Origin of the sequence: Alkalimonas amylolytica (assembly GCF_900107845.1) — a bacterium.
In the GTDB taxonomy this organism is placed as follows: domain Bacteria; phylum Pseudomonadota; class Gammaproteobacteria; order Enterobacterales; family Alteromonadaceae; genus Alkalimonas; species Alkalimonas amylolytica.
In genome coordinates, this window is sequence record NZ_FNRM01000002.1 from 353,188 (window position 1) to 370,794 (window position 17,607).

General features: G+C 50.7%; 16 protein-coding genes and 4 tRNA genes. 7 read left to right on the forward strand and 13 right to left on the reverse strand.

Annotated features, from left to right (window positions below; translation table 11 throughout):
• Positions 1 to 60: 60 nt before the first annotated feature.
• On the reverse strand, positions 61 to 1,134 hold the full coding sequence (locus BLW37_RS05060) for an AI-2E family transporter (protein ID WP_091340504.1): 1,074 nt from the start codon (positions 1,132 to 1,134) through the stop codon (positions 61 to 63).
• Between the two features lie 225 nt (positions 1,135 to 1,359).
• On the opposite strand from BLW37_RS05060, the gene bepA reads away from it, so the two are divergent.
• The 4 genes from bepA (at position 1,360) to BLW37_RS05080 (ending at position 4,249) form a co-directional block, all read left to right on the forward strand.
• Entirely contained in the window at positions 1,360 to 2,799 is a 1,440-nt protein-coding gene (gene bepA, locus BLW37_RS05065; protein ID WP_245785619.1) for a beta-barrel assembly-enhancing protease, read from the forward strand.
• Between the two features lie 83 nt (positions 2,800 to 2,882).
• The gene (gene arsC, locus BLW37_RS05070; RefSeq protein WP_091340511.1) at positions 2,883 to 3,230 is read left to right on the forward strand and encodes an arsenate reductase (glutaredoxin); all 348 of its coding nucleotides are present in this window, start codon (positions 2,883 to 2,885) and stop codon (positions 3,228 to 3,230) included.
• The gene (gene wrbA / locus BLW37_RS05075; RefSeq protein WP_091340515.1) at positions 3,227 to 3,808 is read left to right on the forward strand and encodes an NAD(P)H:quinone oxidoreductase; all 582 of its coding nucleotides are present in this window, start codon (positions 3,227 to 3,229) and stop codon (positions 3,806 to 3,808) included. Before arsC ends, wrbA begins: the two co-directional genes overlap by 4 nt.
• Positions 3,809 to 4,249, forward strand: coding sequence for a DUF2069 domain-containing protein (locus tag BLW37_RS05080; RefSeq protein ID WP_245785620.1), 441 nt, complete (start codon positions 3,809 to 3,811; stop codon positions 4,247 to 4,249). It abuts the gene before it with no gap.
• Between the two features lie 6 nt (positions 4,250 to 4,255).
• Here BLW37_RS05080 and BLW37_RS05085 read toward each other — a convergent pair whose 3' ends face one another.
• The 4 genes from BLW37_RS05085 to BLW37_RS05100 all read right to left on the reverse strand — a co-directional run bounded on the left by BLW37_RS05085 (position 4,256) and on the right by BLW37_RS05100 (position 7,104).
• On the reverse strand, positions 4,256 to 4,702 hold the full coding sequence (locus BLW37_RS05085) for a hypothetical protein (protein WP_091340518.1): 447 nt from the start codon (positions 4,700 to 4,702) through the stop codon (positions 4,256 to 4,258).
• Positions 4,703 to 4,743: 41 nt separating this feature from the next.
• Positions 4,744 to 5,238 carry a GNAT family N-acetyltransferase gene (locus BLW37_RS05090; RefSeq protein ID WP_091340523.1) on the reverse strand — a complete coding sequence of 165 codons (495 nt, stop codon included), beginning with the start codon at positions 5,236 to 5,238 and terminating at the stop codon, positions 4,744 to 4,746.
• Between the two features lie 187 nt (positions 5,239 to 5,425).
• Positions 5,426 to 6,352: an electron transfer flavoprotein subunit alpha/FixB family protein gene (locus BLW37_RS05095; protein ID WP_091340527.1), complete on the reverse strand. Its 927-nt coding sequence runs from the start codon at positions 6,350 to 6,352 to the stop codon at positions 5,426 to 5,428.
• Positions 6,349 to 7,104 (reverse strand): electron transfer flavoprotein subunit beta/FixA family protein, encoded by a 756-nt coding sequence (locus tag BLW37_RS05100; protein WP_091340531.1) that lies wholly within the window; start codon positions 7,102 to 7,104, stop codon positions 6,349 to 6,351. Before BLW37_RS05100 ends, BLW37_RS05095 begins: the two co-directional genes overlap by 4 nt.
• A gap of 328 nt (positions 7,105 to 7,432) precedes the next feature.
• On the opposite strand from BLW37_RS05100, the gene BLW37_RS05105 reads away from it, so the two are divergent.
• Together BLW37_RS05105 and BLW37_RS05115 are read left to right on the forward strand one after the other, a co-directional pair.
• A complete protein-coding gene (locus BLW37_RS05105; protein ID WP_245785621.1) occupies positions 7,433 to 9,067 on the forward strand; it encodes an electron transfer flavoprotein-ubiquinone oxidoreductase in 1,635 nt (544 codons plus the stop codon).
• A 212-nt stretch (positions 9,068 to 9,279) separates the two neighbouring features.
• Positions 9,280 to 11,481, forward strand: coding sequence for a hypothetical protein (locus tag BLW37_RS05115; RefSeq protein ID WP_091340543.1), 2,202 nt, complete (start codon positions 9,280 to 9,282; stop codon positions 11,479 to 11,481).
• 37 nt (positions 11,482 to 11,518) lie between these two features.
• Here BLW37_RS05115 and BLW37_RS05120 read toward each other — a convergent pair whose 3' ends face one another.
• A complete protein-coding gene (locus BLW37_RS05120) occupies positions 11,519 to 12,484 on the reverse strand; it encodes an aldo/keto reductase (RefSeq protein WP_091340546.1) in 966 nt (321 codons plus the stop codon).
• A gap of 112 nt (positions 12,485 to 12,596) precedes the next feature.
• Between BLW37_RS05120 and BLW37_RS05125 the strand changes: the two genes are divergently transcribed.
• Complete coding sequence (locus BLW37_RS05125; protein WP_091340549.1) at positions 12,597 to 14,036, forward strand: SLC13 family permease; 1,440 nt, start codon at positions 12,597 to 12,599, stop codon at positions 14,034 to 14,036.
• A gap of 57 nt (positions 14,037 to 14,093) precedes the next feature.
• Here the strand turns inward: BLW37_RS05125 and BLW37_RS05130 are convergent, their stop codons facing one another.
• The 7 genes from BLW37_RS05130 to uvrC all read right to left on the reverse strand — a co-directional run bounded on the left by BLW37_RS05130 (position 14,094) and on the right by uvrC (position 17,602).
• A complete protein-coding gene (locus tag BLW37_RS05130; RefSeq protein WP_091340552.1) occupies positions 14,094 to 14,438 on the reverse strand; it encodes a hypothetical protein in 345 nt (114 codons plus the stop codon).
• 225 nt (positions 14,439 to 14,663) lie between these two features.
• Positions 14,664 to 14,739, reverse strand: a tRNA-Gly gene (locus BLW37_RS05135).
• A 31-nt stretch (positions 14,740 to 14,770) separates the two neighbouring features.
• Positions 14,771 to 14,857, reverse strand: a tRNA-Leu gene (locus tag BLW37_RS05140).
• 29 nt (positions 14,858 to 14,886) lie between these two features.
• Positions 14,887 to 14,960: transfer RNA gene (locus BLW37_RS05145), tRNA-Cys, on the reverse strand.
• Positions 14,961 to 14,986: 26 nt separating this feature from the next.
• Positions 14,987 to 15,062, reverse strand: a tRNA-Gly gene (locus BLW37_RS05150).
• Positions 15,063 to 15,182: 120 nt separating this feature from the next.
• The gene (gene pgsA / locus BLW37_RS05155) at positions 15,183 to 15,746 is read right to left on the reverse strand and encodes a CDP-diacylglycerol--glycerol-3-phosphate 3-phosphatidyltransferase (protein WP_091340557.1); all 564 of its coding nucleotides are present in this window, start codon (positions 15,744 to 15,746) and stop codon (positions 15,183 to 15,185) included.
• Positions 15,747 to 15,787: 41 nt separating this feature from the next.
• The gene (uvrC, locus tag BLW37_RS05160; protein ID WP_091341082.1) at positions 15,788 to 17,602 is read right to left on the reverse strand and encodes an excinuclease ABC subunit UvrC; all 1,815 of its coding nucleotides are present in this window, start codon (positions 17,600 to 17,602) and stop codon (positions 15,788 to 15,790) included.
• Positions 17,603 to 17,607: the final 5 nt, after the last annotated feature.

The following is a 17,607-nucleotide window of genomic DNA, read 5'->3' on the forward strand; positions in this document are numbered from 1 at the left end:
TGGTTTTGATAAAACAAAGGGCTGTCATGCAGCCCTTTTTAATGCCGGTTACTTACCCAACTACTCCGCAGCTTCCATCGCCGGTTGCACCCGGGTTGACCAGGCGTTGATGGTGGCTTTAACCAGAGAGGCCAACGGAATCGCAAAGAAAATCCCCCAGAAGCCAAACATGCCACCGAAAAACAGTACTGCCACAATGATGTACACCGGGTGCAAATCAATCACTTCAGAAAACAGTAAAGGAACCAGCAAGTTGCCATCCAGCGCCTGGATCACCGCATAAGCCAGCATCAGGTAGCCAAATTGCGGGCTAAAGCCCCATTGGAACAACGCCACCAGCGCAATCGGCAGGGTCACCACTGCGGCGCCGATGTAAGGGATCAATACCGAGAAGCCAACCAACACCCCCAGCAACAACGGGTAATTAAGGCCAAACAGTGCAAACACCGCATAGCTGACCGCGCCAACAATCAGGATTTCCAGGATTTTACCGCGGATGTAGTTCATGATTTGAAAGTTCATTTCCTGCCAAACCTGGCCAATCAGCTTACGCTCGGTTGGCAGTAAGGCAGCAAAGCGTTGCATCAGCAACTCTTTGTCTTTTAGCATAAAAAACACCAGCAGCGGCACCAGGATCAGGTAAATCATCAAGGCCACCAGATCGACAATTGAAGCCAGAGATAAGGACAACATATCACGGCCAAAAGCCATCAGCCGTTCATCCACCGACTGCATAAAAATATTCACCTGCTCAGCACTAATCACGCCCGGAAAAGCTTCCGGTAGTTCCAGCAGGTATTGCCTGCCCTGCTCTATCATCTGGGGCATATCGCGTAGCAAGGTACGGCCCTGGTGCCAGAACAAGGGCATGGTCCACATAAGCACCATGGTACTGAGGCCAATAAAGGTGGACACTACCAGGCTGGTACTGATGGTGCGGGATAAACCCAACTTTGTTAACCGGGCAACAGGCCACTCCAGCAAATAGGCAAAGGCGATGGCCACCAACAATGGCGCCAAAATACGGCCCAGCCAGTAAATGGATAAAAACCCCAGCAACAGCATCAAAAAAAGCACCACAACCTGAGGATCAGAAAACTTGTGGTGATACCACTTTTTTAGCCAGGACAACATCGCATTTGGCTCCTTATCAACCAGTTCAGAGCAGAAGATACAGCAAAGCCCTGTATCTGTCAGATTTGTATGGTAGATTACCAGATATCCGTGACAAGATAATTGCTGATTTTGCGCTGAACTTCAAATCAGTTTAGCTGCCTAATGCTGCGATTGGCTGTCTCAACGATACGGGCTGTACTACCAATGATATTTGATTCCTGCCGCATTTCCCCGCTGCTAAGCTTGCGTAAACAACTGCTCACCAGTTGTCTGCTTGTGCTGTTTAGCTGCATTCATATCAGCGCTTATGCCAATCCGAACCTACCGGACCTGGGCGGCAGCGGCTTTTCTACTTTGACACCGGAAAAAGAAAAAATTCTGGGTGATGTGCTGATGCGCCAGGCGAGAGGATCACTGCCGATGGCGTATGATCCTTTACTGGATGAATACATCAACGCACTTGGTAACCGACTGGTTGCCAATGCCAATGATGTGCGTTTTCCGTTTCGTTTCTACTGGATAGATGACCGCAATATCAACGCTTTTGCTACCTTGGGTGGCCACATTGCATCCCACACGGGTACACTGGCAATTTCGGAAAGTGAGAGTGAGTTTGCCTCGGTTATAGCGCACGAAATTGCCCACGTCACTCAGCGGCATATAGCGCGATTTGTCGAAGCTCAAAGCCAGCGCGCGCCTTTAACCCTGGCGGGGCTATTAGGTGCCATAGTATTGGCGACAGTAAACCCAGAAGCCGGCATGGCGGCGATGATGGCGACTCAAGGGGCCCAAGCTCAGGCAGCCATTAACTTTACCCGCAGTAATGAACAAGAAGCTGACCGAATCGGCATGCAAATCTTATCCGATGCCGGTTTTGATCCTCATGCAGTGCCAGACTTTTTCCGCCGTCTCAGTGAGCGCAGCCGCTTTATGAACCAACAACTGGCATTTTTACAAACCCACCCATTGTCTCAGGCCAGGGTCACCGATACCCGCCTGAGAGCCGAGCGTTTCCCAAAACGCTATGTACCTGACAGTCAGGATTATACCCTGGCTAAAGCCAGAATACTGGCCCGTTTTCAACATAAAAATGAAGATGTTGTCACCATATTCAAGCAGCGGCTGCAACAACCAGGCGGCAACACAAGGGCTAACCAATATGGCTTGGCCATCGCCTATCTGGATGCCAAGCGCTACGCTGAAGCAGAAAAGCTAATTTTGGAGCTGCTGGAAAAAGACGAATACAACCTGTATTACCTGGATGTCTATACCGACGTGCTGCTTGGCTTAAACCGTGCCAATGACGCCCTCGAAATGCTGGAGCATCATTACAGGATCCGCCCGAACAATCAGGTGGTCACGCTCAATTACGCCAATGCCGCCATCAAAGCCGGTGGCAATCGATTAGCCATTCATTTGCTGAAAAACATGCTGCACTACAAAGAAGACAATATTTTGGCCTATGATCTGATTGCCAAGGCTTATCAGAACCTGGAAGATTATGCCCGTTTTTACGAAGCGCGCTCTGACTTTTTTTACCAGCTGGCAAACTACCCCAGGGCTATTGATGATTTGCAAGAAGCCTTGAATCACTTATCCAGCAGTGACAAGTTGGAGAGCCGGCGTTTGGAAGCCAAGCGGCGACAAATGCAAGCCGAATTTGATCGCTTGCGGCGTATGTAAACGACTCCCGGCTCTGCAAGCAGAACTTTGCGCCTGCGCCTGAGTTTCTTTACAATAGCTGCATTTGCGAAACCGGAGCCTTTATGCTGACCATTCTTCACAACCCACACTGCTCGAAAAGCCGGCAAGCTCTTGAGCTATTGCAGCAGCACCAGGCTGAGCTTACCGTCATTGACTACCAAAAGAACCCATTAAGTAAAATTGAGCTGATCAGCGTGTTGGCCAAACTTGCCATACCTGCCCGAGCTTTACTGCGCAACAAAGAAGACGCCTACAAAGCGTTACAGCTGGATAACTCTGCGCTGAGCGATGATGCACTGATCGAAGCTATGCTTAGCCACCCTAAGCTGATGGAGCGCCCCGTGGTGTTTGATAAAGAACGAGCTGTCATTGGCCGTCCGCCAGAGAAGGTTCTGGAATTGCTGGCATGACGGTGAAAGTCCTGATCTTGTACTACTCAAAGCACGGCTCGGTGACCAAGCTGGCCGAAAAAATTGCCATCGGTGTGCAACAGGCCGGTGCAGAGGCCATGTTGCGTTCGGTACAACCGCTGGATCCGGCTGAACAACCTGAGCACCCCGTAATTAGTGAACAGGAACTGATTGGCTGTGACGCTCTCATTGTCGGCAGCCCGGTGCGTTTTGGTGTGATGGCCGCACCACTAAAAGCTTTTTGGGATCAAACCAGCCAGGCCTGGATCCGGGGAAGTCTGATTGATAAACCAGCAGGGGTTTTTACCTCCTCTGGCAGTATGCATGGCGGCAATGAAAGCACCTTATTGGGCATGATGCTGCCCTTATTACACCACGGTATGGTACTGTGCGGCCTGCCATACAGCGAGCCGGCATTAAACCAAACCAATCAGGGCGGCACCCCATACGGCCCAAGCCACGTCAGTGGCATGACCGGTGATAAAGCCTTTAGCCGGGATGAACAAGCACTCTGCCTGGCGTTTGGCCAGCGCATTGCCCGGATCACGCAACAACTTCAAACAGGAGCATCAAGTTAAATGAATGCAGGTAAACCTGAGCAACTGGCAGACGACTCTGTGGCGATGGCGGAGAAAACCAAACAATTTCTGCTGATGGGGCGAGTGGGTTATTTTGGGCTCTTTGTTTTAATCCCACTGTGGTTGCTATGGCTGGCCCCACCAAGCCTCGGCAACCCTTACATCCTGCTGCTGATGCTGTGGCTACCATTGTGGTTTCCCTTGCCGGGAATTTTAAAAGGCGAGCCCTACACCTTTGCATGGGCTAATTTTATTGTGATGATCTATTTTGTGCACAGCCTGACCAATCTCTGGGTTGCCTCTGGGTTATACTTCTGGCTGTCGGTGCTGGAACTGCTGCTGGCCATGCTGATGTTCTTTGGCTGCACCTATTATGCCCGCTTCCGAGGCCAGGAGCTGGGTCGTAAGATCCCCCGCTTAAAAGACGATCCCAGGCCATAAACCAAGTTAGCGGCTGGCGAAGTCTTGCTCTTGCAAGGTACAGCTTTGCTGCTGGCAACTGGCCACAGGCTCTAAAAGTAGTTCACAGGTGCTGACGGTGCCCAGCCGTTGATGCTGGCGCTGTCGTAACTGGCTGAACTGCTCACTGGTGTGAAGCAACATGGTTTCATCGGTGGTCAGCACCGAGTACGTCAAAAATTGCTCCGGACCACCGCATGGACGCACGCCTTTCGCCAATACTTTGCAATGCTGGTCTTGTTGACAGCTTTTGTCTTCGGTCAGTTGATCCATGCGCCGCTCCAGCTGGCGCAGGTTAACCTGTAACTGAGCCAGCGAGCCGTCCAGCTCACTCAGCAGCGCCGCGCGTTGCTGCTCTTCGTTTAACTGCACACAACCAGCCAATAGCGATGCCATCAGAGCTGCTGTTGCCACTTGCCATCCACGCTGTACCATCCTTAACTCCTGTTGCGCCACCGACACCCCAGGAAAACGGATTATCGGTTGGTCATAATGCGTGCCATTTGCAGCACAGAGACATACTGGCCATACTGAAAGGCGTAATCAGTTAGTTCGGCTTCTACTTCAAAACCAAAACGTTCATACAAGGCAACTGCCGCCTCATTGCTGCTGTAAACCTGCAGTTCGAGCCGGCGTATTGCCAGCCAATTGTCAGCCATTTCCAGGGCGGTGCGTAGCAATGCAGAGCCTATGCCCTGCCCCTGATACGGCTCGGAAACTGCCATGCCGATATCGGCTGAGTGCCGACGGCGCTGGTTCTGAAACTGCTGCAACCCCAGCTGACCAACCACCTCACCATCCAACTCCGCCACCAGATTGTAAAAACCTAACTGGCGCTGACACAGCTGCTGCCAATGCTCGACTGCTTGCAATGGCAACTGCAGGGTATTGGCGTACACACTGGGCTGCTGGTAAATTTGCTGCAAAGCTTTGGCATCAGCTTGCTCAGCGTGACGGATTATAACCGGCATGGGCACATCCTTCTGTAAAAAAATGTATCAGAGTATTAACACTTTGTCGTTTAGCGTGCAGCGCAACAGGCAGCAAGGCATAAAAAGCGCAACCAGGCACCATGCAGCAGTCATGTAGCAGTCATGTAGCATAGAATAATGAGGTATACCGGCAGGTACAAGTGGATTTGTACCTGCCGGATCGAACTTAGAGTTGAGCTTCGAGCTCAGGGAGAACAGTAAAAAGATCAGCAACCAGGCCATAATCCGCCACTTGGAAGATCGGCGCTTCGGCATCTTTATTGATGGCGACAATGACTTTGGAATCTTTCATGCCGGCCAGATGCTGGATGGCACCAGAAATCCCGACCGCGATGTACAAGTCCGGCGCCACAATTTTACCCGTTTGCCCTACTTGCATATCGTTCGGTACAAAACCAGCATCGACAGCAGCCCTGGAGGCACCAATAGCAGCACCCAGCTTGTCGGCAATGCCGTCCAGCAATTTAAAGTTTTCACCATTTTGCATGCCACGACCACCGGAGATCACTACCCTGGCAGCTGTAAGCTCAGGACGCTCAGACACTGTCAGCTCGTCTTTTACAAACGAAGAAACCGCCAGTTCTTTCACCACTTGAACAGCCTCAATGGTTGCGGCACCATCTTCGGCAACCGCATCAAAGGCCGAGCTACGCACGGTAATAACCTTGACTGCATCGTCCGATTGCACCGTTGCAATGGCATTACCGGCATAAATAGGACGAACAAAGGTATCGGCTGACTCAACCGCAATGATATCGGAAATTTGCGCTACATCCAGCAAGGCAGCAACGCGCGGCAGGAAGTTCTTGCCGGTGGTGGTAGCCGCAGCCAGAATATGACTATAGCCTGAAGCCAGTTCCAGCACCAAAGCGGCCAGATTTTCAGCCAGTTGATGCGCATAAGCCGGGTTATCGGCCACGAACACCTTGCTGACACCGGCCAATTTTGCCGCTTGCTCAGCAACCCCCTGACAACCCGCGCCAGCAACCAGCAAATGAATATCACCGCCCATTTGCTGTGCAGCCTGCACCGTTTTATGAGTTTCTGGCTTTAACAGTTGATTGTTGTGCTCTGCAATAATCAGGATGCTCATTGGATCACCTTTGCTTCATTCTTTAATTTGTCTACCAGCTCTGCCACCGACTCAACAGTGATGCCACCTGTACGACCAGCCGGTGCAGCAACCTTCAGTACCTTGACCTTGGAAACCAGTTCCACACCCAGCTCAGCCGCCGGGATCACATCCAACGGCTTGCGCTTGGCTTTCATAATATTGGGTAAGGACGCATAACGTGGCTCATTCAGGCGCAAATCGGTACTAACCACCGCTGGCAGGCTTAGCTCGACGGTTTGCAGACCACCATCCACTTCACGGGTCACCTGAACTTTATTGCCTGCAGTCAGCTCCACTTTGGAGGCGAAGGTACCCTGACCAATGCCAGCCAGTGCCGCCAACATCTGACCGGTCTGGTTGTTGTCAGAATCAATCGCCTGCTTACCGATAATCACCAGCTCAGGCTGCTCTTTCTCCATCAGCTTGTGCAGCAGCTTAGCCACTTGCAGTGAATCCAGCTCGATATCGGTTTCCAGGTGAATGGCGCGATCAGCGCCCAGTGCCAGGGCGGTACGCAGTTGCTCTTGTACAGACTTGCTGCCAATAGAAACCACCACCACTTCGGTCGCTTTGCCCGCTTCTTTTAACCGCACGGCTTCTTCGACGGCAATTTCACAAAACGGATTCAGCGCCATTTTCACGTTGGTTAAATCCACACCACTCTGGTCGGCTTTAACCCGCACTTTGACGTTGTAATCGATAACCCGTTTGACCGGCACTAATATTTTCATAGATTCCTCACAATACACAGGGGAAACAGCCAACTGCTACTGGCAGCTTGGTTGACGTGAAGGTAAACTTATCCAGCAGAACAGGCTCTCAATCTACTTCCTGTTGACGTTAACGTCAACCTGCAATAGGCTTTAGGGGCGGTTTCGTACTGAATTCGCTGTAAATAATAACATCCACTACACTTGCAGACGAGTGGCAGGCGCAATGAAACCGGCGCGAATTTGATAAAGATCAGGGTAACAGTGCCTGCAACGAGGTATTCCTTTGTTTCCCTGCAGGACAAATACAACAACGAAGAGGTCAGCTGTGGACGTGCAAAGAGAATCGATGGAGTTTGACGTAGTCATAGTAGGCGCAGGCCCGGCAGGTTTAGCAGCCGCTATCCGATTGATGCAACAAGCGCAGCAAGCCCAGCAGGAGCTGATGGTTTGTGTGGTCGAAAAAGGCTCCGAAGTGGGCGCGCATATTTTATCGGGCGCCGTGTTTGAACCGAGAGCCTTGCAAGAACTATTGCCCGACTGGCAGTCACTTGGAGCACCACTGAATACACCCGTAGTGCACGACGACATTTACCTGCTGCAATCTGCAACTCAGGCCAAAAAACTGCCTGGCTTTGCGGTACCTAACACCATGCACAACAGTGGCAACTACATTGTTTCCATGGGCAATGTCTGCCGCTGGTTAGCTGAGCAAGCCGAGCAATTGGGCGTAGAAATATTCCCGGGATTCCCGGCATCTGAGCTGATTATTGAAGACGGCGTGGTCAAAGGCATTATTACCGGCGATATGGGGCTGGATGTTGACGGCAGCCAAAAAGACAGCTTTGAGCCTGGCATGGAACTGCGTGCCAAATACACCATCTTCGCCGAAGGTTGTCGTGGACATCTTGGCAAACAGCTGCTGCAACAATTTGCGCTGGATAAAGACCGCTCGCCGCAGCATTACGCCATTGGCTTCAAAGAAATATGGGATGTGGATACATCCAAGCATCATCCCGGCCTGGTGGTCCACAGCGCTGGCTGGCCGCTCGATAAAGACACCAGTGGCGGCGGTTACCTGTACCATGCTGAAAACCAGCAAATCCTGGTTGGCCTGATCATCGATTTAAATTACAGCAACCCGCATTTAAGTCCGTTTGAAGAGTTTCAACGCTTTAAACAACACCCCGTTATGAAACAATATCTCGAAGGCGGTAAGCGCGTTAGCTATGGTGCCCGGGCCATCGCTAAAGGTGGTTTAAACAGTCTGCCTAAAATGAGCTTTCCGGGTGGCCTTTTAGCTGGTTGTGAGGCTGGCACGCTGAATTTTGCTAAAATCAAAGGCAACCATACTGCCATGAAATCCGGTATGTTGGCGGCTGAAACCATTTTTGCAGCCCTGCAAAGTGGCGACGAAGGTGGCCAGGACTTGACTCAGCATCAGCAACGTTTTGAGCAAAGCTGGCTTTACGATGAGCTGTACCGCTCACGTAACTTTGGCCCAGCCATGCACAAGTTCGGTACCTTCTGGGGTGGCGCATACAACACCATCGAACAAAACTGGTTTGCTGGCAAACTGCCCTGGACACTGAAAGACGAATCATTGGATCATGCACAGCTCAAACCCGCCAGCGACTGCCCGATGATCAACTACCCCAAACCTGATAATGTACTGAGCTTTGATCGCTTATCATCGGTGTATTTATCCAACACCAACCATGAAGAAAAGCAGCCATGCCATCTGAAACTAAAAGACCCCAGCATCCCAATCAGCCAGAACCTGCCCCGCTTTGCTGAGCCCGCCCAGCGTTACTGCCCAGCCGGTGTCTACGAAGTCATTGAGGATACTGACGGCAGTCCCCGTTTTCAGATCAATGCACAGAACTGCATTCACTGCAAAACCTGTGATATCAAAGATCCGGCGCAAAACATCAGCTGGGTGACCCCAGAGGGACCGGGCGGCCCGAACTACCCCAATATGTAAATTCATTTCAGGGAGCCATGCGCTCCCTTTTTAGTGCCAATAACTCTGCAGACATTGTTACAGCTCTTGCTGCAGCAGTTAAAAACAGTGACTGGTCGTTTGGGGATATTTTTTCAGCCGGTTCAGTGTTGGTTAAGCATTGTATTCAACTGAAAAAGCGTCTACTTTTAGTGCACAGTTGTATTAAAAATACCGATGCAGGATGATGCGCTATGGCAACGAAAACACCGACCACTCAACCAGAAGCAAAGCAGGAAGACCTGAATGATGAGGTGATTGCAGTACGACCAGCTCCAGGCAATAAAGCACAGCCCCCGAGCATTGCTTTTGGCGGTGAGCGTTACATGTACTTTACCGAGCGTGACCTCAATCGCATCTTGGCGAACCTGGATGCCCTGCGGCAAACGGTATTCCCTACCAGTGGTGTTGAGCATGAAATCAGTGCCCCTAAACAGCAACACTTCCCATCGGTTTGTTTGATTGGCCTTGGTCGCTGTGGCTCAAACATTGCTCTGGATGTCGCGTCACTGGTCTACAATGCCCGCAATTTTTACCTGAATGAATTTAACAACGAAGAAAAACAAAACCGTGAGCAGGAATACCGTCCCATGCGCTGGATTAAGCGCAGCCTGCACTTAAAGCCATCGAATGCTTTAAAGCCGGTGTTTTTGATTGAGCCTTTGGTAATGCTTGGTGACCTGGACAAAGACATTGAAGGCCGCATCCGCTTTTCCAATAAGGGCGAGTCCAGTGGCTTTTTGCACGATTACACCAAGATGAAAATCATGGATTTATCTGAAGTGCATGCTGGTGGCGCTGGTAACGCCCCTATCCTGGGCCAGTATTTGGCAAAAATCATCCTGAATAAAGATACTCAGCGTTTTTCCAATGCCGACTGGAAGTTTATTCACTCCTATTTAATTGACTCCTGCGGCATCAAAGCCAACCAATCCAGGCTCTACTTCTATATTTTCAGTGCTGGTGGTGGTACCGGCTCAGGCATGGCATCCGAGTTTGGCCTGGCTCAACAATACGCCTACATGAGCAAAACCTTTGATACCCGAACCTTGCCAGAGAATGAAGAAAATCGTGGACACTCCTTTGTATTCGAGCCCATTTTCACCAGTGGTATTTGCATCCTGCCGAACATCTCTGATCATGGCGTTGAAATGTCTGAAGCGCTGCACATCAATGCCGGTCGCCTGCTTTGTAAATACCTGGCAGAAGAATGGGATTTTTCTTACAACTTTGACCATGAAGACAGCAGCGATGCCAGCGTAATGCACCGCATTCGTCCCTGGAATGCCATGATGCTGATTTCAAATGACATCATGCGTTACGCTGAGGAAACTGACGATGGCGACATCCAGCATATCGATGTCAATGCTATGGAGAAGTATGCCAATCAATACATTTCTCAGCAGATTTTTAATATCCTGACTGCTCAGGCAGTCACCACCGATTACGATGAGAACTACTTCCGTAGGGCCGGGATCGATATTGGTGAAACCATCCGGCTCGATGCCAATGATCTATTTATGAGCCTGGCTGGCCCGGTTGCAGTAGCCTATGCTGAATCGGTGATCCCAACCGAGGGTGCGAATCAGGAAAAGCTCAAACTGTTTGATAAACAACAAGCCAGTGGACTGAATATCGATGACTTGTTTTTTCGCTCCATTGACCTGCCACACTTTAATAAGGTGACTCAAGCCATTGAGGGCATCAGCTTGCTGCCCATCGAGTCCGAGCGCTACCGTGCCACCCTGGCCAGCTACCAGAAAAATGGCTACGATGCGACAGAGCTGAAAGACCTGCACTTTTTCAAAAATTGTTCCTCGGTGGTGTCTATCGTTTCATTGCCAAAAGACTACAAGCTGTCGTACATGGACCTGAATAAGCTGAAGTCGCATCTGAACAACCTTTTCCCAAATACCACCTTAAAACGCTACGCTTTAGTGATTGGTGCCTCGGCAAATATTTCACTGACCACCCTGATCGTAAAAAGCCCTTGTTTGAGTGATGATTTCCTGACTCTTATCGTCGCCTATATCAAGCGCTGTTTTGCCAAAGACAGCTACCGCTTTGATGAACAGCTCGATGAAGCCATGCTGGAGTTTATTCGCAGTGAAGACTTTGATGAAGACCGGGTCGATACCATGCTAAATGAGTTTGAAAACCCAGCGAAAATTCTCGATACCAACTGGTACGCCATCAAGCCAATGTACGAGAAAAAATACCGTGAACTGATCCACAGTAAGGATAAGTTTATTTCCATCAACGATATCCGCTTATCCCGTGACAGTGTGAAGAAGGCCATCAAGTATCTGCGTGAGATCTACCGGCACAAAATCAGCAAAACCCGGGTTATCTCACTTAACAAGCAAGACAGCAAAGGGGCTCCCGAAAAAAACTAACAGCATAACTGACCTGCGCTGTAGTCATCGTGCCGTATCAGGGCAATGCAGCAGCACGAATCGAAGTATACAGTGCATACCAGTGCGCCCGGCTGAGTTCGACCTGGGTTGCTTGCTGACAGGCGTGGATCCGCCTGACGGAACAAGAACCTATCACCGGTTGGATTGCGGACGGATGGCGCATGAGCCAAGCCAGTACAATGGCCTCTGCTGGCTTTTGATACTCTCCAGCCAGCTGCTCTACCAAGCGAGCTGTCGCTTTCTCAGCATCGTTGCGCGGAAAGCGACCACCACTAAATACTCCTTGCGCCAGGCTACCCCAAGCCTGTAGCTGTATGCGATTCAGCTGACAATACTCGACAGTACCAGCCGAGAAATGGCATTCGCTTCCAGCCGGCATCCCTGTCAAAATACCCTCTTCCAGCCAATGGTAATTGGCCAGGCTCATCTCCAACTGATTGGCAACCAGTGGCATCTCCAATGCTTGCTGCAGCAACTGAAGCTGTGGCCAGGCCATATTAGACACCCCAAAAGCCTTCACCTTGCCTTGCTGGTATAGCTCAGAAAAGACGGCTGCCACTTCCGTAGGTTGCATCAGCGGATCCGGCCGGTGCAACAACAATAAATCCAGATAGTCGCAGCCAAGGCGCTGCAATGAAGCCTCGACACTTTGGCGGATATGCCCGGCGGAAAAGTCGTAGTAGCCGGGCTCTGTAGCGGTTGCCAGCCGGATACCACACTTGCTTTGAATAAACAATTGCTCACGCGGGATGGCGGCTTGACGTAGATAATCGCCAAACACCTGTTCTGATTTACCGAGCGTATAAATATCGGCATGATCAAAGCAGTTGATACCAGCCTCAATGGCAGCATCAAGTGCTGCAAAAGCACGTTGATGTTGCTCACGACTAAGGCTGCTGCTATCCCAATTACCGCCAAGCTGCATACAACCGTACATCAGTCGGCTAGCTGCTGGAAACAAAGCCTGTAGAGGAAAGTTCATGGATACACCTTGTAAAATCAGCAAAAAACTTGTTTGCCACTATAGCATTATTGCAGTGCAGCTGGCATAGCCTTAGACTAAAGACCAAGCGCTTTCATACGACATTTATTGCATGGCTACGAAAAAACCGACCTACCTGTTTGCCTTGCTGGCTGGCCCACTCAGCTTTGTGCTGTTAAGCAGCATGGAGGTGCCTTTTGACGATATGAGCCAGCACGCCTGGCTGATGGCGGCCTTAACACTTTGGATGGCTATCTGGTGGATCAGCGAGGCCGTACCTATCCCTGTAACATCCTTACTACCCATTATTCTGGTACCCTTGCTTAGGCTGGACTCTTTAGGTGCTGTCACTGCCCCTTATGCACACCCGTTGATTTTCTTATTTTTGGGTGGTTTTTTACTTTCCATTGCGATGGAGCGCTGGCAGCTGCATAAACGTATTGCGTTGCATGTGATGCTCATTGTCGGCAGCAAGCCAAGCCAACAAGTGGCAGGCCTGATGTTTGTCACGGCCTTTTTATCGATGTGGATGTCCAATACTGCTACCTCGGTAATGATGCTGCCTATTGCTCTGTCCGTGTTGGCCCTGCAACAAAACCAAACGAATGACAACTCTGGATTTGATACTGCCGTGATGCTCGCCATAGCGTATTCCGCCAGCATTGGTGGTGTCGCTACCCTGATTGGTACTCCACCTAATGCGCTGCTCGCAGCTTACCTGCAAAGCAATTACGACATTCAGATTGGCTTCGCCCGCTGGATGCTGATTGGTGTACCAATCGCTAGCTTGATGCTGGTGCTGTGCTGGTTTTGGCTAACAAAGCTGTCTTTTCAACTGGATAAGGTCACTCTTAGCGATACCAAAGATTTATACCGCGATGAACTGCAACAGCTGGGCCCGATGAGCGATGGCGAAAAACGGGTGCTGGCTATCTTTTTATTCGCAGCCATAGGGTGGATTTCTCGGGAGTTTGTCCAAGGCCAAACCGGCTGGCCACTGGACGACACCATTATCGCCATCATAGCGGCTTGCCTGCTGTTTATTGTGCCGGTGAATTGGCGCAGCGGCCAGCGCATCCTGCAATGGGAAGACACTAAAAAACTGCCTTGGGGCATACTGCTACTCTTTGGTGGCGGGCTGGCACTGGCCGGGCAAATTCAAAAATCCGGCCTGGCCGATTTTATCGCCCTGCAGGTTGGCGGCCTGGACGGCATCAGCATTCTGCTGTTGGTGCTTTTGGTCACCAGCATCATCGTATTTCTGACCGAAGTGACCAGCAATACCGCCACCGCGGCTGGTTTTCTGCCCTTGCTCGGGCCAGTTGCGCTGGCGCTTGATACCAGTGTCGCCATGTTGGTGGTGCCCGCGGCCTTAGCCGCCAGTTGCGCCTTTATGATGCCGGTAGCAACCCCACCCAACGCCATTGTATTTGCCTCGGGCAAGCTCAAAATCATTGACATGGTTAAGGCCGGCTTTGCGCTAAATATCATGGCCATAGCCGTGATTACGCTGTTTTGCTACTGGCTGGTGGAGCTGATTTTCAGCTTTTAAATAACAAAGCTCACCCGCCATTGGAAGGTGAGCTTCACTTGTCGTGCCATATGCCGATCACTTTTGCTGTGTTGTCGGCTCAACATAGTCTTCCGGTAAAGACTCATCGGTAGCCGTTACGACCCGCGTCACCGCAAAATTATTACCACCTCGCGAAATTACAGCAAACTCACTGTACGAAGTACCCGATGATTTGTAAGGCGTTGCCTCAATATTACCTTGCGGTGTAATGACCGTAGCGGTGATTTCTGTCAGCAAACAAACACCTCGACTACTCGCTTGCCATGTAGTTGAAGGTGTTGCACTAAAGTCATCATCCGAGCAAAACACACTCATATAGCGAACCTTGCCTTTGACATTAAAATTGGTTGAATCATGAATTTTAACGTGTGGATAACCCATAACGATCTCCCTTTGCTTATTGGTTGTGTAACACGGACGCCCAAATGCGTCAGATTTGTTATAGAGGCAAAGAAAAGAATAAAATTAATATTTTTACGATAAATTTACGACATTCATTCAAAGACCAAGAATAAAGCTGCATGACATAGTAGGAAGCAATCAGGATTTAAGCTGTTGATGGTATCAAAGCAAAAAAGCAGCCATTAGGCTGCTTTTTTAGGAATTTGGAGCGAGTAACGAGGTTCGAACTCGTGACCTCGACCTTGGCAAGGTCGCGCTCTACCAGCTGAGCTATACTCGCGTATCTGCTTTACTGCTCTGGTTGCAGTAAATGGTGCCCGGGGCCGGACTTGAACCGGCACGAGGTTTCCCTCGAGGGATTTTAAATCCCTTGTGTCTACCGATTTCACCACCCGGGCAGACAACTTTTTGTTACTCTATCAAGCAATGGAGGCGGGTCCCGGAGTCGAACCGAGGTGGACGGATTTGCAATCCGCTGCATGGCCACTCTGCCAACCCGCCAGTGTCAGGATTTACGCGTTGTAAATTGGAGCGAGTAACGAGGTTCGAACTCGTGACCTCGACCTTGGCAAGGTCGCGCTCTACCAGCTGAGCTATACTCGCATTGTCCTACACCCTGTGCCTGAGCACGTGTCGCATTCTACTGGTTTCAGGCATTCAGTCAACAATAAATTGTCACATTGTTGATCGACTGCTTATTTTTTTAGCTGCCCTGCTTATGCCTTACTCCGGCTCGCTGCCAAAGTCGTTTCTGGAGGCATACACATACTGCACCATGGAGGTAATGGTGAGCAGTGTGGCGATGTACAACAAGCCCCAGCTTAGCGGCATCACCCAGCCAAGCCAGGCAGCTGAGGGCTGCCAGATCAGGCCAATCAGCGCCACCATCTGGAATATGGTTTTCAGTTTACCGCTGCCCGACACCGCCACACTGGCACGGCGGCCAAGGCCCGCCATCCATTCGCGCAGCGCCGAGATGATGATTTCTCGGCTGATCATAATCAGCGCTGGAATGGTCATCCACAGCAATTGCAGGTCTACGGTGACCAGCACCAGAGCCATCACCACCATCACCTTATCAGCTACCGGATCCAAAAAGGCTCCAAAAGGGGTGGATTGCTCCAGCTTACGGGCCAGATAGCCGTCCAATGCATCGGTAATCGCCGCCAACACAAACACCAGTGCAGCCCAGAAACGGGCCGCCTCAATACCAGAATAAAACAACCATAGAAATACTGGGATCAGCAACAGCCGAAACAACGTCAGAAGATTGGGAATATTGATCATGTACGACATCTCTCTTGTTGCGTTGCTGCGTTCATTCTATGCTACTTGCTATGCAGCTGCTGGTAAATGCTTTCTGCCTGTTGCCGGGAAATTCCCGGTACTTTGCTTAATTCTTCGACACTAGCCTGCTGCACGCCCTGCATACCGCCTAAAAACTGCAGCAAAGCCTGGCGGCGTTTCGGGCCTATGCCGGAAATCTGCTCGAGCGGACTTTTCAGTAAGGCTTTACCGCGCTTATTCCGATGCCCGGTTATCGCAAAACGGTGGGCTTCATCACGAATTTGCTGGATCAGGTGCAGCGCCGGGTGTTCAACCGGCAAATGAATGTCTGGCTGACCGGGGATTAACAGGGTTTCAAGCCCTGGCTTACGGCCTTCGCCTTTGGCAACCCCCATCAGCAGTGGCAGCCGATCGAAGTTGGCGCTGCTGAAAAAATCAATCGCTCGCTGCAACTGGCCTTTACCACCATCAATCACCACCAAATCGGGCAGCAAACTTTCATCGGTCAGCTTGCCATAGCGCTTTTGCAGCGCAAAATCCATGGCGGCGTAGTCATCTCCAGCCGTGACACCTTTGACATTGTAACGCCGGTACAGGGTTTTATTGGCCCCCTTCTCATCAAATACCACACAAGAAGCAATGGTTTCCTGCCCCATGGTATGGCTGATATCAAAGCATTCCATCTGATTGAGCGCGGCCCTGGGTTGAAATAACGCACTCAATGCCTGATAGCCGAGCCGAACTTTCTGGCTTTGGCTGACTTTACCATCGCAGGCAATGCGGGCATTTTTGTTGGCCAACTCAAGATAACGCGCTTTCTCACCACGCTGCACCGAGTTCAATTGCACTTTACGCCCGGCCAATTCCGAGATGGCTGTTTGCAGCGCCTCTTTTCCCTGTGGGAGCTTGCCAAGTACAATGTCTTTCGGGACTTGCTGGCCGCCCATACGTTGCAAATAAAATTGCATAAGAAAAGCGGGCAGGATTTCTTCTTCACTGGTATTAGCCGGCAACTTGGGAAAGTAGGTTTTGCTGCCTATCACCTTGTGTTGACGAATAAACAATACATGCACTGCAGCCACGCCATGCATAAAACAAAAGCCGATCACATCCATCTCTTCGTGATCGCCACTGACCGACTGCTGCTCCTGTACCCGACGTAGCGCCTGAATTTGGTCGCGTAAGCGGGCGGCCTTTTCAAAAGCCAGTTCCTGACTGGCTTGCTCCATCTGCTGCACCAAATCGGCAATAATCTGCTGGTCTTTGCCGGTTAAGAACAACCGTGCCAGTCGCACCTGCTCCTGATAATCGGTATCCGAAATTTTGCCAACACAAGGTGCTGAGCATAGTTTGAGCTGGTATTGCAGACAAGGCCTGGTGCGGGCCTGGTAATAGCTGTCTTCGCATTGGCGAATAGGAAAGATTTTCTGCATCAACTTCAGGCTTTGCCAAACAGCACCGGCATTGGGGTAAGGGCCAAAATACTGGCCTTTGACCGAACGAGCACCCCGGTGCGACATTAGTCTGGGATGTTTATGGTCAGTCAGAATAATGTAGGGGTAGGATTTATCATCACGCAGCAGAATATTGTACTTCGGCCGGTGCGCTTTGATCAGATTGTTTTCCAGCAGCAGTGCTTCAGTTTCACTGTGGGTCAGGGTCAGTTCGACCTGGGCTATCTGGCTGACCAAGGCCCTGGTTTTAATGCTATCCACCTGGGCCCGGAAGTAACTGCTAAGACGCTTCTTTAGGTTTTTGGCTTTACCCACATAGATCACGATGCCTTTGGCATTCAGCATCCGGTACACCCCGGGTTGCTGTGGCACCGACTGCATAAAGCCTTTCGCATCAAACATCATTG